The sequence below is a fragment of the Xanthomarina sp. genome, from assembly GCF_035306605.1.
Classification (GTDB): Bacteria; Bacteroidota; Bacteroidia; order Flavobacteriales; family Flavobacteriaceae; genus Xanthomarina.
On sequence record NZ_DATGNR010000010.1, the window covers coordinates 13,400 to 29,251 of the forward strand.

Below are 15,852 nucleotides of genomic sequence, written 5' to 3' on the forward strand. Positions count from 1 at the left end.
TTTAGTACTTTTATACGCTATAAAATTCTAAGCCATTGATATCAAGATCCACCATAGACCAAGTATTTGAAACAGCTCGTGTAGAAGAGGTTATTGGCGATTTTGTCCAATTAAAAAAATCTGGTAGTAGTTTTAAAGGTTTAAGTCCGTTTAGTGATGAACGCTCTCCTAGTTTCATGGTTTCGCCTGTAAAACAAATTTGGAAAGACTTTTCAAGTGGGAAAGGAGGGAACGTTGTAGCCTTTTTAATGGAGCACGAGCACTTTACTTATCCTGAAGCCATAAAGTACTTAGCTAATAAGTACAATATTGAAATTGAAGAAACCGAGCAAACTAATGAGCAAAAGGAGCAGGCTGACGAGCGTGAAAGTTTGTATTTGGTAAGTGAGTTTGCAAGCAAGTATTTTCAAAATATATTACACAAAACAGATCAAGGAAAAGCTATAGGTTTAAGTTATTTTAAAGAACGTGGCTTTACTGAAGAAACCATAAAAAAATTCCATTTAGGTTATTCCTTAGACGAATGGCAAGCTTTTACAGACGAGGCTTTAAAGCAAGGGTATCAACTAGAATTTCTCGAAAAAACGGGGGTTACCATCGTTAAAGGCGAAAAGCGTTTTGATCGATTTAAAGGACGTGTTATGTTTCCAATAAGAAGTATGAGCGGACGAGTTCTTGGGTTTGGAGGAAGAATTTTAATTAACGATAAAAAAGCTGCCAAGTATTTAAATTCACCTGAAAGTGATATTTACCATAAAAGTAAAGTGCTTTATGGAATTTTTCATGCTAAGCAGAGTATAGCTAAAGAAGATAATTGTTATTTGGTTGAAGGATATACGGATGTTATACAATTTCACCAAAGAGGAATTCAAAATGTAGTGTCTTCATCTGGAACAGCTTTGACTCCAGATCAAATCCGATTAATAAACAGATTGACAAAAAATATTACTGTATTATTTGATGGTGATGAAGCTGGGCTTAGAGCATCCCTTCGTGGGATTGATTTAATTTTGGAACAAGGCATGAACGTTAAGATATGCACCTTTCCAGCAGGTGACGATCCTGATAGTTTTGCAAAACAAAATACTTTAGAAGAAGTAACCCTATACCTAGAAGAGAATGCCCAGGATTTTATCCAGTTTAAAGCTTCTATGTTGTTTGAGGCTTCTAAAAATGACCCTATTAAGAAAGCGGAAACGGTTCGTGATATTGTTAATAGCATTTCTAAAATTCCTGACAGAATTAAGCGTGAAATATACATTCAAGAGTGTTCCAAAATCATGGATATTAGTGAGGATGTTCTGTATAGTACTTTAGCGCAATCTTCAAAAAAAGAATTCCAAGATGCTAGCAAACAATTTAACCAAGAGCAAAAGGCTTTTGATGTTATAAAGAACCAACCAGTCCAAAAGGGAGTTGATGTTCAATATGAATTGGAGCGAAAAATTATTCAAATTTTGTTGTTGTATGGAAATAGAACGGAAGATTTTGAAGATTTAATCCTAAAAGAAAACGAAAAACACGAGTTGGTTTTAGAGCCTATAGTTCATCAAGCAAAAGTATTTGAAAAAATATTTTTAGATCTACAGGAGGATGAAATGGAGTTTACAAACGTGAAATTTAAAGGCCTCTACTATAAAATTATTGATACCTTAAATCAAAATCCTGAATTTGCCTTAGAGAATTTTGTAAACGACGTAGATGCGGAGTTAGCCTCAGAAATGACAACTATTTTAATGGAAGACGAGCGGTATACTTTATCTAATTGGGAGCGGAAGAATATTTTTCCAAAAGAGAAGACTGATTCCGTAGCACAGTTGGTAAATGAAACCATACTTAATTTACGTTGTTTTTTAATTAGCAAGAAAATAGATGCGCTTAGTCAAGAAACTAAGAGTAATTTAGAAGTGCAATATCGTGAAATATTGGAGGAGGTTGTTGGTTACAAAAAACTGGACAACTTACTATCAAGAAAGTTGAACAAAAGCTCTTTAAATTTCCATTAATTTAGCTCTGTTAATTAAATCTACTATGTTTTCTACATGTAGTTTTTTCATTAATCGCGCTTTATATGTGCTAACTGTTTTTTCATTAATTTCAAGTTCTTCTGCAATTTCTTTGTTTTTCCTTCCCACAGAAATAAGTTTTAACACTTCAATTTCTCTGGTAGAAAGTTTTTTATAAGGAAATCGGTTGGAATGGCTGGCAGGTCCTCCAAAAGCCACTTTACTTGCTAAGTTATTACTTAAATATTTACCTCCTTGAGCAACCTTTATAATAGCTTCTTTAAGGGTAACTATGTTGGCACTTTTAGACAAATACCCAGAAGCTCCTGCTTTAATTGTATTAAGCGCGTAGATTTCTTCAGGTTGCGCAGAAAACATGAGAACTTTTATTTGTGGAAATTCCTTAGATAAACGCCTTAAGGCTGTAATGCCATTAAGTTTGGGAAGGTCTATTTCAGATAAAATTACATCTGCTTGTTCCTGTTTAAGAAAATCAAATATAGATTCTCCATTACTTACTCCCCCAACTACCGTTATGTCTTTGGATGCAACAAACAAAAGTTCGATGCCTTTTCTAATAATAGGGTGGCTATCAACCACTAACAGTTTTATCATGTTTTCAAGAATTTTAAATATTAAGTAAGACTGTTGAGGCAGAAAAAGGTGTGTCGTATATAGTAAAGATAGGAAAATTCTGTTAAAATCTCGTTGTTTTTATTTTAAATTATTAGGAATCACGCAAATAGGGATAGGAGTCATTTTATGTTTATTGGCTGAGTTTAATCGTTTGTAAATTTTAAAAACATCTTTTTGCCTGCCTTCAAAATCTTCTACGGTTTTGTTCATTTCGGCCATTTTCATGGCCCATTCAAGTTCAGGGTAGGAAGCTCCTAGTTGGTCTTCATCACTTCTGTCATCTCCAAATAAACCATCGCTTGGAGCTGCATTTATAATTGAGTTAGGAACCTTTAGAGCTTTCGCAATTTGATACACTTCAGATTTTAATAGATCGGCAATAGGACTTAAATCCACGCCACCATCACCATACTTTGTATAAAATCCAACACCAAAATCTTCTATTTTATTACCAGTTCCTGCAACCAATAATTTATGCAATCCAGCGTAATAATATAAGGTTGTCATTCGTAATCGTGCTCGAGTATTGGCTAAAGCCATGTCTACAATAGCTTGGTCTCCAGTACGAGAAACTTCAGATTTAAAGGCTTCAAAAACAGGTGTTAAATCAGTTCTTAAATCGCTTATGTTTGTAAAGTTATTTTTAAGAAAACTAATATGTTCTTGTGCTCTTGTTACATGAGATTTCGCTTGATGAATAGGCATTTCTAGACACAAAACTTCTAATCCGGTTTTAGCGCAAAGCGTTGAGGTAACGGCAGAATCGATGCCTCCAGAGATACCAAGAACAAAACCATTAACATTTGCTTTTAATGCGTATTCTTTAAGCCAATTTACTATATGGTCTATTACTTTTTCTGTATCCATTTTCAATGTGTTTTTAAACAAAGTATCTTACCTTTGCTAAACAAAAGTAAAAGAATCACCTTATTAATAAAAATTAACAAGCTTTTTGTTTTATATGAAGAATTTTAGCGTTCTATTTTTAGTGTTGATTTCTGTTTTTTCATGTAAAAAAGACAGTAAAGTTGAAAAAGAAATAGCAAGTATTCCAATCGAGTATAACATTGAACGATTTGATAAAATTTTCGGGGAAACTACTGAAGAAAATTTGGTTGAAACAAAAAGAGCTTATCCATTTATGTTCTCCGAAAAGTATACAGATTCTTTTTGGATTGCAAAGGTACACGATACTTTACAACAGCAATTAACAAAAGAAACTGCTCGTGTTTTTCCTGAATTAAACAAAGAAAAAAAGGAAATTACTCAGCTTTTCCAACATCTTTCATATTATTTTCCAGAATTTAAAACTCCAAGAGTTATAACTGTTACATCAAGTGTAGATTATAGAAATAAGGTTTTAGTTACCGATACTATTGTATTAATTTCTTTAGATACATATTTAGGAAATGATCATGAGTTTTATCAAGGCATACAAAAATACTTGAGACAAAATTTTATTAAGGAACAAATGGTTGTGGATATGGCCGCTGAGTATTCTGAAAAATATATCTACCAACAACAAATTAAAACCTTATTAGATGAGATGGTTTATTATGGAAAACAGCTTTATTTTAAAGATTTGGTTATTCCGTTTAAAACTGATGCTGACAAAATTGGTTACTCTCAAGAACAAATAGATTGGGCTAGTGCTAACGAAACTGAAATTTGGCGTTATTTTGTAGAACGTGAATTGTTATTTAGTACAGATGCCTCCCTTCCAAATAGGTTTATAAATCCAGCTCCTTTTTCTAAATTTCAATTGGAAGAAATTGATAGGGAATCTCCTGGAAAAATTGGAAGGTATATGGGATGGCAAATCGTTAAGGCTTTCATGGCTAATAACAATGTGTCGATTAAGGATATGTTGCAAATGGAAGCAAAGGAAATTTTTAATCAGTCAAATTTTAAACCAAAAAAATAAATGGCAAATACAACATCAAAAATCGAATTATCTGTCGAGTTAGACGAGAATAGAATTCCTGAAAAACTACTTTGGACAGCAGAGGATGGGGGTATAAACAACGAAGAAGCTAAAGCGATGTTATTATCTGTCTGGGACAGTAACGCACAAGAAACCTTAAGAATTGACTTGTGGACCAAAGATATGCCTGTAGATGAAATGAAATTATTTTTCCATCAAACCTTAGTTGCTATGAGTGATACGTTTCATAGAGCTACTAATGATGAGAAAATGACTGCAACTATGAAAGATTTTTGTGATTATTTTGCAGAGAAATTAGAATTGAAAAAATAAAAGGATTGCTAATTAGTAGTCTTTGTTTGGAGTTATAACTTAATAAGTCAAAACAACTATAAATTGCTTAGGGGTTTGTGTCGAGCAAAACTTGAAATTTGTTTTTATATTTATCTGTAAGGGATGTTTCCTATACTCAAAAATGTTGTAACAGCTTCATTCACTAAAGCAATTGTAATGGTCTACCTCAATAGGGAAGCTTCTCTTTATTCATAGGAAACAAAACTGTAATATCTATTTAAATTTCATTAGTCTAAATGAATTGTTTAAACTTAGTTATTTCTTTTGTACGAAACTTTTAAAACAAGCCCATAGAATTAATTTATATGGGCCTGTTATTGTCTATTGTAAAGTGGTTGTATTGGTTGTCGCTAGTTTTGTTTTATTATAAATGTAGCTTGCATTTGAACCAACCAATCAGCATTAGTTGGATGAGATAGATATTTATAAACTCCTGCCTTTAAATTGATAGGAAGATACCTGTTGTGGGTAATTAATTTTCCAGCGCCTGCACCTATCGGGACTTCCCATTGTTTTTTACTAGGTGCATTCCAATTAGCAGTAATGTATGGATTGGAGTAAACATACCATCCTCTGTTTAGTCTCTTAGATAAAATAATTTGTGAATTTAGATAATTGACATCTTCGGTGTTACTTGGTCCAGCAACAGAAAAGTAGTTCTGTAATATTAAACCATAAGTAAAACCATTTGTTTGTTTTAAAGCAATAACAGAAGGACCAATGGAGAGTTTATCAAAACCTAGCCCTTTTAGTCCAGATGGCAACATAAAAGCTGGACCAAATCCCCAAGAGAAATCACTTTGTTTTGCAGTGGTAAGGGTTCCGAGAATGGTTGTGTTTCCTACACCATTTTCATAACCTTTCTCTGTTTGAGCATTAATCAAGGGTAGGTTAGCTTGTGTTACTAACAACAAGTTTTTTGATAGCTTCACGGGGATTGTGGGTTGTAGGTTTACTGAGTTAACATAATCGTCGTTAATTGAAAGGTCATAATTTAACGGGATACTTGCCATGTTGGCAATCGGATTGTGGATTTTGTCTTCCAAGCTGTTTCCGTCTTCATAAACAGCGGTTTTTCTGTTTTCCTGTGCGTTAAGTATCGACGCAAGCATGAATCCAAACGCAAATAAAAAATGTTTTTTCATAGGTTGAACTTTTAAAATTACTGTAATAATTTGCTATCAATCTGAATTTCAACTTTTAATATTTGGGGAAAATTGTTTTTTGTAAGATAAATATACTAAGAATAACTTATTAAAGGAAATAGAAAGTTAAAATTGTATGCTGTAAGTATTTTGAAATCAGCATCTAAGTTGGTTTGTGGACTTAATTTAATTTGAAAACAGAAAGTAATTTCTAAACAGAAAGGTGAACGGAGAAAAGGATATATTTAATATATTGTTTTTTTACCACTCATTAATCCTATTAGAATCTAGTTTAATAAAAATAAATAGAAGAATGGTAAAAGCCCACAAACCTGAACCTCCATAACTAAAGAAGGGTAGTGGAATACCTATAGTTGGAATGAGCCCCATTACCATACCTATATTAACCATAAAATGGAAAAATAGAATTGATGCAACACTATAGCCATAAACCCTACTGAATTGCGATTTTTGTAATTCAGCAAGATGTAAAATCCGTAGAAGTAAAAGGACAAAAACTATTACAACGAATGTGGTTCCTGCAAAACCCCATTCTTCACCAACGGTACTAAATATATAATCGGTGTGTTGTTCTGGAACAAATTTTCCTGTGGTTCTTGTTCCTTGCATAAATCCTTTTCCTGTTAAGCCTCCAGAACTAATAGCTTTCTCAGATTCGTATAGATTGTATAAAATATCACGACGCATTTCAGCAATTCTTACAGGATCCTTTTCCAAACGTAACCAAAGACTAATTCTATCTTTTTGGTGTGCTTGTAAAATATTGTCATATAAAAACTCCACCCCAGAACTTAAAACGATACAAGCTATTATTGCAAATATTGTTTTTATAATAGCAGGCTTTTTTCGTCTTGTAAAATGATATACTAAAATAATAAGAGTAATAACTACGCTTGTAGTAATATCATCAAATTTTAAAGAACTTACAGTGATAGAAGCTAGAAGAACACCTAAAATTAAGTAAGTTTTTGGTAGTCCTTCGCGGTAGAATACAAAAAAGAAAGCAGCATAAACTAAGGCACTACCCGTATCGTTTTGGAGTATTACAAGGATAGCTGGAATGGCTATAATTAAAAAGGCTCTTACTTGATCTTTAAAATGCTTTATATCGGTATTTAAATCGCTAATAAACTTTGCTACCGCTAATGCAGTTGCAGCTTTAGCAAACTCACTTGGTTGCAATGTCATTCCTCCAATTCCATACCAAGCTGTGGCGCCATTAACATTTTTTCCAAATATAAAGAGTCCAACCATAGATAGCATGGATACTATGTAGATTACACTAGAGAACCGTTCGTAAAATTTTGATTCAATAGATAAAACAAGAATAATTAAAGCGAAGTTTAAAAGGATAAATATGGATTGCTTTCCGTAGGGTTGTTCCATATTAAAATAATCTATGGTATCACCAACATGAGAAGCCGATAAAATATTGAGCCATCCGAAACCTACCAACATTAAAAACAGAATGATGGTAATCCAGTCAAATTGAAAATATTTATTGTTATCTCTATACATTATTTGTTAATGGTAAATGGTTTACCTGAATATGGTTTTGCATATTCGTCCTCTAGGCTTTTTTCTAAAACAAGTTTTTCCATTTGTTTTAAAGTTACCTCTCCTTTAATATATTGCTCAATCATTAAACTGGCAATTCTTCCTGCCCAACGTGATCCATAGTAACCATTTTCTACAAAAACGGCAATGGCAATTTTTGGGTTATCTTTAGGAGCAAAGGCAATAAAAATTGAGTGATCTGTTAATTGGGTTCTTTTACCATCAATTATGGCAAAGTTTTCAGAAGTACCTGTTTTACCACAAATTTCAATTCCTGGAACTTGTAAAAACCTAGCAGTTCCATAATTATATACATCAAAAAGGCCTTCTACCACAGGTTCAAAGTATTTTGGATCAACAGTTGTATGTTTTACCGTAGTGTAATTTTCGTCAATAGTTTGGCCAGCTATTTCTTTAATTATATGTGGTGTGTAATAATGTCCTCTGTTTGCAATTGCTGCTGTGGCATTTGCTAATTGGATAGGGGTAACTAGAACCTCACCTTGGCCAATTGAATTGGAAATAATAGTTGTAGATCCCCAATTAAAATCCGGATACCATTTGTCGTAATAAGCACCATCAGGTATATTCCCTTTTTTTCCAATAGGTAAATCGTATCCAAGGAAATTTCCTAATCCAAAACTCTTCATATGATCACTCCAAACATCCATACCTTGACCTGCATCGGAGTACTTGTCAATACTTTTTCTGAAAGCATTAGCAAAATAGGAGTTACAAGATTTTGCAATTCCCATTATTAAATCTCTTTTACCTCCTCCACAATGACAGCCCATTGTTCCACGTCTTCCATAACGGTAAACTCCGGTGCAATTGATTGTGGTTTCAGGTGTAATGGCTTTTTCTTGTAGTGCTTCCAAGGCCACTAAAATTTTAAAAGGCGACCCAGGTTCGTGCATACGCAACAAGCCTCTATCAATTAATGGTCGACTTAAAGTGTCATTATATAACTTCGTAAAATTTCTAGAACGTTGTCTTCCTACTAATAAATTAGGGTTGTACGTAGGAGCTGAGACCAAACTTAAAATCTCTCCTGTGGCAGGTTCAATAGCTACAATACCTCCGCGTTTATTCTGCATGAGTTTTTCTCCGTACTCCTGAAGTTTTGCGTCAATTGTAATGGTAATGTCTTTTCCTTGTTGGGGAATGGTATCATACATTCCATCTTTATACGGACCTAGATCTCTGTTAAATCGATCTTTCTGAATGAATTTTATTCCTTTTACTCCTCTTAACTCTTCTTCATAAGAAAGTTCAACACCTTGTTTTCCTATAAGGTCCCCCATGTTGTAATAAGGGTTTTTTTCTATTTGAGAAGGTGTGGCTTCAGCAATATAGCCTAAAACGTTTGCTCCAATAGCTGTTTGATAATCTCTTAATGAACGCTTTTGGATATAGAAACCTTCGTATTTTCTCATTTTTTCTTGTAATACAGCATAATCTTCTTTGGAAAGTTGTGCTACAAAAACAGAAGGTAATCTAGGTGAATAATGATAAGCTCGTTTATATATTTTTTTGAATTGCTCCTTATCAATTTTTAAAAGATTGCAAAACTCTAAAGTGTCCAAGGGCTTAACTTCTCTAGGAATAATCATTACGTCATAAGAAGGTTGATTAGAAACTAAAAGAGTTCCATTTCTATCGTAAACAAAACCGCGTTTTGGGTAGTCGTAAACTTTTCTTATGGCATTATCGTCGTATAAGCTGTGTTCTTCAGCATGGTAAACTTGTAAATAAAAAAGTCTAGCAATAAAGCTAATGCCGACCAAAATAATAGTAATAAACAGTAAAAGTTGTCTCATTATTTTCTCCTGTTAAAAATAACGGTTGTTAGTAAACAAAGTATAATAGTAAATATACTAGAGAATAACGTGTATTGAAGGATTAAAATTATTTTATAAAAGTTAAAAATTTCTAAGGAAAAGAGTACTAAATGATGAATTATAGTTAATATAATTATATAGCTTAATTTAGATCCAAATTCTACATTACTAAACTTAAGGGTTTGATGGTCGTAAACAGCACCAAAAGAAAGCTTCAAAATAGCAGGTCTTATATAAGCAATTGTTACAGAGGCTGCAGCATGAATTCCACCCGAATCTAAAAACATATCAATGGTTAAGCCCAATAAAAAACTCAGGAAAATAAAAATAACTCGATTGTTTTTTAAAGGAAATAATAAAATAAATAAAATGTATAAATACGGGTTTATATAACCAAGGAAATTAATATGGCTTAATATTAACACCTGCAATAAAGCAAGAATTACAAAACGGAAGGAATGTGTTAATACAATACTATTCATGAGGATTATTTAATAGCATGTTAATTTCATTTACATCCTTGTTTTCAATAATATACACATGTTCCAAACTAGTCATGTCGTTAAATAAACGGACGTGAATGGTGTAATAGTTTTCTGAAGAATCTAGATTGTAGCTTTCAATTGTTCCAATCGGAATGTTTTTCGGAAAAATGGCCGAACGACCAGAAGTTACAATGGTATCTCCTTTTTGTATTGGTGCTATTTTTTGAATTTCAGTTAACTGTACTATGTGTGGTGATTTTCCATTCCAAATTAATGATCCAAAATGATTGGATTTTTTTAATTGAGCACTAATGCGGCTTGTAGTGTTTAAAATAGAAATTACAGTAGCATATTTTTTACTTGTATTATCCACAATACCCACAATTCCTTTTGAAGAAATAACTCCAAAGTCCTGTTGAATACTATCTCTTTTTCCTCGATTTAGTAATAAAATATTATTGCTTGAAGAATAGCTGTTTTTGATAATAATTGCTGGAGAGAATTTATACGAAATTCCTGAATACAAGCTATCTACAAAAGTTTCTTGAATGCTATCTGGCTGATTGTATAAAATAGACCTTAGATGGTTGTTTTCTTCTTGAAGCAACTCATTTTGCGATCTTAGGTGAATGTACTCGTTAACATTATTTATAGAATTATAAATTCCGCCGGACAAAAAGTTTGCCGAATTTATAAATTTACTTTTATGATACGAATGCGATTGAATAGTAAAACCAAAAGCAATTGAAAACAACAATAAGTATAACAAAAAGCTTTTGTTTCTTATGATGAAGTTTATTATTTGCTGCATGTGTTAGCCTATTTTATCAAAACGCTTTTGTATTTGGAGATGTTTTTTAGAGTAATTCCTGTTCCACGAACAACTGCACGTAATGGATCTTCAGCAATATAAACAGGTAAGTCTGTTTTTTGAGATAAACGTTTGTCTAACCCTCTTAACATTGATCCACCACCAGCTAAATAGATACCAGTATTGTAAATATCTGCCGCTAATTCAGGAGGAGTTTGAGACAGAGTTTCCATAACCGCATCTTCTATTCGTAAAATAGATTTATCTAAAGCTTTAGCTATTTCTCTATACGAAATATTAACTTGTTTTGGTTTACCCGTTAATAAATCACGTCCTTGAACACTCATGTCTTCTGGAGGAAGTTCCAAATCTTCAGTTGCAGCACCAATTTGAATTTTTATTTTTTCAGCAGTACGCTCTCCAACATATAGGTTGTGTTGGGTACGCATGTAATAAACGATGTCGTTTGTAAATACATCACCTGCAATTTTAACTGATTTATCACAAACAATTCCACCAAGAGCAATAACCGCAATTTCGGTAGTACCACCACCTATATCTACAATCATATTTCCTTTTGGCTGCATAATATCAACCCCAATACCAATTGCTGCAGCCATAGGCTCCATAATTAAATATACCTCTTTTCCGTTTACACGCTCACAAGACTCTTTTACTGCACGCATTTCTACTTCTGTAATACCTGAAGGAATACACACAACCATACGCAAGGCAGGAGTGAAAAATTTCTTTTTTAATGCAGGAATATTTTTAATAAATAAGCTTATCATTTGTTCACTAGCATCAAAATCTGCAATTACACCATCTTTCAATGGTCTTACAGTTTTAATGTTCTCGTGAGTTTTTCCTTGCATTAAGCTGGCTTCCTTACCAACGGCAATTATTTTTCCAGAAATTCTATCTCGTGCTACAATAGAAGGACTATCAACCACTACTTTATCATTATGAATAATAAGTGTGTTTGCAGTTCCTAAATCTATTGCTATATCCTCGGTTAGGAAGTCAAAAAATCCCATGTGTTTTATTCGTTATTTGAGGGTTGTTAATCAAATCTTGTAAATGTAATAAAAGTTACTCAATAAAATAACTTAGCTTTTCTTTTTGAACTTTTATTTTTTGTTTAGAAACTTGTTTTGTTTAAAGACTCTCTGTATTAGTGTTTAAAATGTCTTGTTCCTGTAAATACCATTGCTACATTGTTTTCATTGCAGTAGTCAATACTCAATTGGTCTTTTATAGAACCTCCTGGTTGAATTACTGCTGAAATACCAACTTTTTCTGCAATTTCCACGCAATCTGGAAATGGGAAAAAAGCATCACTTGCCATAACAGCTCCTTTTAAGTCGAAATTAAAAGATAAAGCTTTGTGTATAGATTGGTTTAAAGCATCTACACGACTTGTTTGTCCTGTTCCACTTGCACATAATTGTTTGTTTTTCACTAAAACTATAGTATTCGACTTAGTGTGCTTGCAAATTTTAGATGCAAATATTAGGTCTTCTAACTCGTTTTGGCTTGGTTTATTGTTTGTAGCATATGTTAAACCTGAAATAGTATCTGTTAAATTATCTCTATCCTGAACTAGAACACCATTCAAACAAGTTCTAACCGTTGTTTGTGGTAGTTCAATATCTTTCTGGATTAATAAAATTCTATTCTTTTTACTTTTTAACAATTCTTCTGCTTCAGTTGAAAATGAAGGTGCGATTACCACTTCACAAAATAAATCGTTAATTTCTTTAGCAGTAGCTAAATCAATTTCAGTGTTGCTTATTAGAATTCCACCAAATGCCGAAACTGGATCTCCTGCTAAAGCATCAACATAGGCTTTGTGAATAGTGTCGCGTTGTGCAAAACCACAAGCGTTATTGTGTTTTAAAATAGCGAAAGTTGGTGCTTCACCTTTAAATTCATTCATTAAATTAACTGCAGCATCAACATCTAAAAGGTTGTTATAGCTTAATTCCTTTCCGTGAAGCTTTGTAAATATCTCGTCAAAATTTCCGAAGAAGAAACCTTTTTGATGAGGATTTTCACCATAACGCAACACTTGACCTTGCGTTTCACTAATTTTTAATGAAGTTATTTCGTGGTTTTTATTGAAATAATTAAAAATAGCTGAATCGTAATGTGATGACACGTTAAAGGCTTTGGCTGCAAAAGATTTTCTATCATCTTCAGAAGTTTCTCCGTTTTTGGATTGAAGTAGTTCTAAAAACTCGCTGTAATCTTCAACAGAAGACACGCAAATTACATCTGCATAATTTTTAGCAGCGGCACGAATTAAAGAAATTCCACCTATATCAATTTTCTCAATAATATCTTGATTGCTTGCTCCAGATGCAACTGTTTTTTCAAAAGGATATAAATCGACAATTACTAAATCTATTTGAGGGATTTCAAAATCGATTAGTTCTTGAACATCATTTTCGTTATTTTGCCTGTTTAAAATTCCACCAAATACTTTTGGGTGTAAGGTTTTAACACGCCCGCCAAGAATAGATGGGTAAGAAGTTACATCTTCTACAGGAACTACTGGAATGTTTAAATCTTTAATAAATTTCTCTGTCCCACCAGTTGAATATATTGTAACGTTTTGTTGATGTAGTTGTTTTACAATAGGTTCCAATCCGTCCTTACTGAAAACAGAAATTAAAGCCGATTTAATAGTTTTGTTGTTGCTCATTTTAGTTGTGTTGTGTGTGTGATTATTCTTAGGAAAAACTAAATTTTATCACCTAAGAGTGTTAGTTGTTTTTAATGAGTGCAAAAGTACGTATTTCAATTAAAAAAAACTTGGATATAGAGGTTAAAAACACAAGGTTTTTCAACTTAAATAAAAAGTTATCAACAACTACAGAATGCTTGCAACTTTCTTACAGACAAATTCTAAAAAACGTTCATCTTCTTCGCTAAATGGATCGGGTGTATTGGAATCTATATCTATTTGACCAATGTTTTCATTGTTAACGAAAATAGGGATTACAATTTCGGCCTTTACAGTTATGCTACAGGCAATATAATTGTCTTGTGCAGAAACATCCGGAACTACAAAGTTTTTATTGCTAACAGCTACTTGTCCGCAAATACCTTTTCCAAATGGAATAATAGTGTGGTCGGTTGGTTCTCCAACGTAAGGACCTAATTTTAATTCGTTTTTATCTCCGTTTTTAAAATAAAAACCTACCCAATTGTAATGTGGGACTTCAGATTCTAGGAGTTCGCAAATGTTTTTTAAACGCGCGTCAACCGTTTTATTTGATGAAGATATAATTTGTTCTATCTGTGGTTTTAGAGATGTAAAATTCATTGTTTAAAAATTTTTAGTAAAAGTATTTAAAAAGGTAGGCTTCTCATTTGTAATTTGTATAAATTTAACGTTGGAATCAATCTTAAATTTTTTGAAAGAACTCATTCTAAAATACAAAACGGTTATTAAGTTTATTTGCACCTTTCTATTGGTGTATGCAGTTTTGACTTTTTCATATAAATTATATTTGCAATACGGCTCTAGCGAAACTTATTATCCGGATTACATGACAAATTTAGTGGCGAAGCAAAGTAGGGAGATATTGGAAACTATTGGTTATAATGCAGAAGTAGCTCCTCATCCAGATGAGCCTTCCATGAAGTTAATTATTAATAATAAATATATTGCTCGAGTTATTGAAGGATGTAATTCTATAAGTGTTATTATTCTATTTGCTTCCTTTATAGTAGCTTTTTCTGGTAAGTTTAAAACCACAGTTTTGTATTTGTTGGCGGGTAGTGTGTTAATTTATATTGCTAATTTAGTTCGTGTGGTTGTTTTGTCTGTTGGCTTATACCATTATCCTTGGCATAAAGATATTTTACATACCGTTATTTTTCCAGCCATTATTTATGGAATGGTTTGTTTGCTTTGGTTGTTTTGGGTAAATAGATTTTCTAATACAGCAAGAAACCATGAATAAGATTTTAAAACTGATATGGTTTTCTGTTTTGATTGGGTTATTAATCCTTATTCGAGTTTTTGAAGATAAACTTTTCTACGACCCATATTTGTTGTTTTTTAAAAATGATTATCTGTATATAGATTCTCCAAGACGTGAGATTTTTAAATTGGCTGCTTACACTAGTCTTCGTTATGTAATGAATTCTATAATCTCTTTGGCAATACTCTTTGTGCTTTTTAAAGATAAAAGTATCATTAAATTTTCTACGCTTATTTTTGTAGTAGCTTACATATTGTTTATGTCTTTGTTTTTGTATTTTGTTATCAACCCAAAACAAGAAGAGTACTATTTGTTTTTTAATGTTCGTCGATTTTTAATTCAACCGCTAATAGCCTTATTGCTTATTCCGGCTTTTTATTATCACAAACAACGTTTGTAGGTGTTAATCCTTTATTAAAAGCAGGGTGTCAATTGCTTTTTTTGTAAATTTGCTAGGTATGTTTATTACGATGAAACCCACTTTAAATAAATTGTTTTCAATAACATTAGCTTGTTTGGTGTTGTTTTCAACCTTATCTCTTACCGTTGAAAAACATTACTGTGGCGATAATTTAATTGATATAGCTGTTTTTTCAAAAGCAGAAAGTTGTGGGATGGATATGGATTCTGTTTCCGTTACTTACTCGGAAAACAAGCATTGTTGTAAAAATGAAATAGAAATTCTTCAGGGTCAAGATGAATTAAAGAATGCATCTTTTGAAGATTTACAATTTCAGCAACAATTGTTCTTTACTACCCTTGTCTATTCCTATTTAAATCTTTTTGAAGGTCTACCAGAATTGGTAATACCTCATAAAAATTACTCTCCACCTAATTTGGTTGTAGACATTCACGTCATTGATCAGGTTTTTATAATTTGATTTTACTTTGAATTTCGGTGTCAATTGTCTTAAATTATTTAAGACAATTCAGAATTGGCACTTACTTATTTGGTTTTCGATATTTTTTTTCGAATACCAACATTCAAAGTAATATTTAATCAAATATAAATTTAAAAATGAAACATATTCTTTTTTCAAATTCCTTCATGTTAATCATGGCGATTTTTTTGCCTAC

General features: G+C 32.4%; 16 protein-coding genes. 6 read left to right on the top strand and 10 right to left on the bottom strand.

Translation table 11 applies throughout. The annotated features are described in order from the left end of the window. Nucleotides 1–35 precede the first annotated feature (35 nt). Nucleotides 36–2,006 (top strand): DNA primase, encoded by a 1,971-nt coding sequence (gene dnaG, locus VKY41_RS01265; RefSeq protein ID WP_500812617.1) that lies wholly within the window; start codon nt 36–38, stop codon nt 2,004–2,006. On the opposite strand, the gene VKY41_RS01270 is transcribed toward dnaG, so the two are convergent. Beyond that, nucleotides 1,992–2,621, bottom strand: coding sequence for a response regulator (locus VKY41_RS01270; RefSeq protein ID WP_500812618.1), 630 nt, complete (start codon nt 2,619–2,621; stop codon nt 1,992–1,994). The two genes, dnaG and VKY41_RS01270, sit on opposite strands and share 15 nt — an antisense overlap. A 99-nt stretch (nt 2,622–2,720) precedes the next feature. After that, nucleotides 2,721–3,509, bottom strand: coding sequence for an NAD(+) synthase (nadE, locus tag VKY41_RS01275; RefSeq protein WP_500812619.1), 789 nt, complete (start codon nt 3,507–3,509; stop codon nt 2,721–2,723). Between the two features lie 94 nt (nt 3,510–3,603). Between nadE and gldB the strand changes: the two genes are divergently transcribed. Together gldB and gldC are read left to right on the top strand one after the other, a co-directional pair. Next, nucleotides 3,604–4,566 (top strand): gliding motility lipoprotein GldB, encoded by a 963-nt coding sequence (gene gldB, locus VKY41_RS01280; RefSeq protein WP_500812620.1) that lies wholly within the window; start codon nt 3,604–3,606, stop codon nt 4,564–4,566. Then, a complete protein-coding gene (gene gldC, locus VKY41_RS01285) occupies nt 4,567–4,899 on the top strand; it encodes a gliding motility protein GldC (protein WP_500812621.1) in 333 nt (110 codons plus the stop codon). A 371-nt stretch (nt 4,900–5,270) separates the two neighbouring features. Here the strand turns inward: gldC and VKY41_RS01290 are convergent, their stop codons facing one another. The 8 genes from VKY41_RS01290 to VKY41_RS01325 form a co-directional block, all read right to left on the bottom strand. Then, nucleotides 5,271–6,065 (bottom strand): neuromedin U, encoded by a 795-nt coding sequence (locus VKY41_RS01290; RefSeq protein ID WP_500812622.1) that lies wholly within the window; start codon nt 6,063–6,065, stop codon nt 5,271–5,273. A 261-nt stretch (nt 6,066–6,326) separates the two neighbouring features. Next, entirely contained in the window at nt 6,327–7,604 is a 1,278-nt protein-coding gene (rodA, locus tag VKY41_RS01295) for a rod shape-determining protein RodA (RefSeq protein ID WP_500812623.1), read from the bottom strand. After that, complete coding sequence (gene mrdA / locus VKY41_RS01300; RefSeq protein ID WP_500812624.1) at nt 7,604–9,463, bottom strand: penicillin-binding protein 2; 1,860 nt, start codon at nt 9,461–9,463, stop codon at nt 7,604–7,606. The genes rodA and mrdA overlap by 1 nt, the downstream gene beginning before the upstream one ends. Further along, on the bottom strand, nt 9,463–9,966 hold the full coding sequence (locus VKY41_RS01305; RefSeq protein WP_500812625.1) for a rod shape-determining protein MreD: 504 nt from the start codon (nt 9,964–9,966) through the stop codon (nt 9,463–9,465). Before VKY41_RS01305 ends, mrdA begins: the two co-directional genes overlap by 1 nt. Further along, a complete protein-coding gene (gene mreC, locus VKY41_RS01310) occupies nt 9,959–10,780 on the bottom strand; it encodes a rod shape-determining protein MreC (RefSeq protein ID WP_500812626.1) in 822 nt (273 codons plus the stop codon). The genes VKY41_RS01305 and mreC overlap by 8 nt, the downstream gene beginning before the upstream one ends. 8 nt (nt 10,781–10,788) lie before the next feature. Next, nucleotides 10,789–11,817 (bottom strand): rod shape-determining protein, encoded by a 1,029-nt coding sequence (locus tag VKY41_RS01315; protein WP_500812627.1) that lies wholly within the window; start codon nt 11,815–11,817, stop codon nt 10,789–10,791. A 137-nt stretch (nt 11,818–11,954) separates the two neighbouring features. Further along, nucleotides 11,955–13,487 carry a bifunctional phosphoribosylaminoimidazolecarboxamide formyltransferase/IMP cyclohydrolase gene (gene purH / locus VKY41_RS01320; RefSeq protein WP_500812628.1) on the bottom strand — a complete coding sequence of 511 codons (1,533 nt, stop codon included), beginning with the start codon at nt 13,485–13,487 and terminating at the stop codon, nt 11,955–11,957. Nucleotides 13,488–13,655: 168 nt separating this feature from the next. Then, nucleotides 13,656–14,111: an XrtF-associated fRMsr-like GAF protein gene (locus tag VKY41_RS01325; RefSeq protein ID WP_500812629.1), complete on the bottom strand. Its 456-nt coding sequence runs from the start codon at nt 14,109–14,111 to the stop codon at nt 13,656–13,658. 91 nt (nt 14,112–14,202) lie between these two features. Between VKY41_RS01325 and xrtF the strand changes: the two genes are divergently transcribed. The 3 genes from xrtF to VKY41_RS01340 all read left to right on the top strand — a co-directional run bounded on the left by xrtF (nt 14,203) and on the right by VKY41_RS01340 (nt 15,656). Continuing rightward, nucleotides 14,203–14,754 (top strand): exosortase family protein XrtF, encoded by a 552-nt coding sequence (gene xrtF, locus VKY41_RS01330; protein ID WP_500812630.1) that lies wholly within the window; start codon nt 14,203–14,205, stop codon nt 14,752–14,754. Then, nucleotides 14,747–15,175 (top strand): exosortase F system-associated membrane protein, encoded by a 429-nt coding sequence (locus tag VKY41_RS01335; protein ID WP_500812631.1) that lies wholly within the window; start codon nt 14,747–14,749, stop codon nt 15,173–15,175. The genes xrtF and VKY41_RS01335 overlap by 8 nt, the downstream gene beginning before the upstream one ends. Before the next feature lie 70 nt (nt 15,176–15,245). After that, on the top strand, nt 15,246–15,656 hold the full coding sequence (locus VKY41_RS01340; RefSeq protein WP_500812632.1) for an HYC_CC_PP family protein: 411 nt from the start codon (nt 15,246–15,248) through the stop codon (nt 15,654–15,656). The last annotated feature ends 196 nt before the right edge of the window (nt 15,657–15,852 follow it).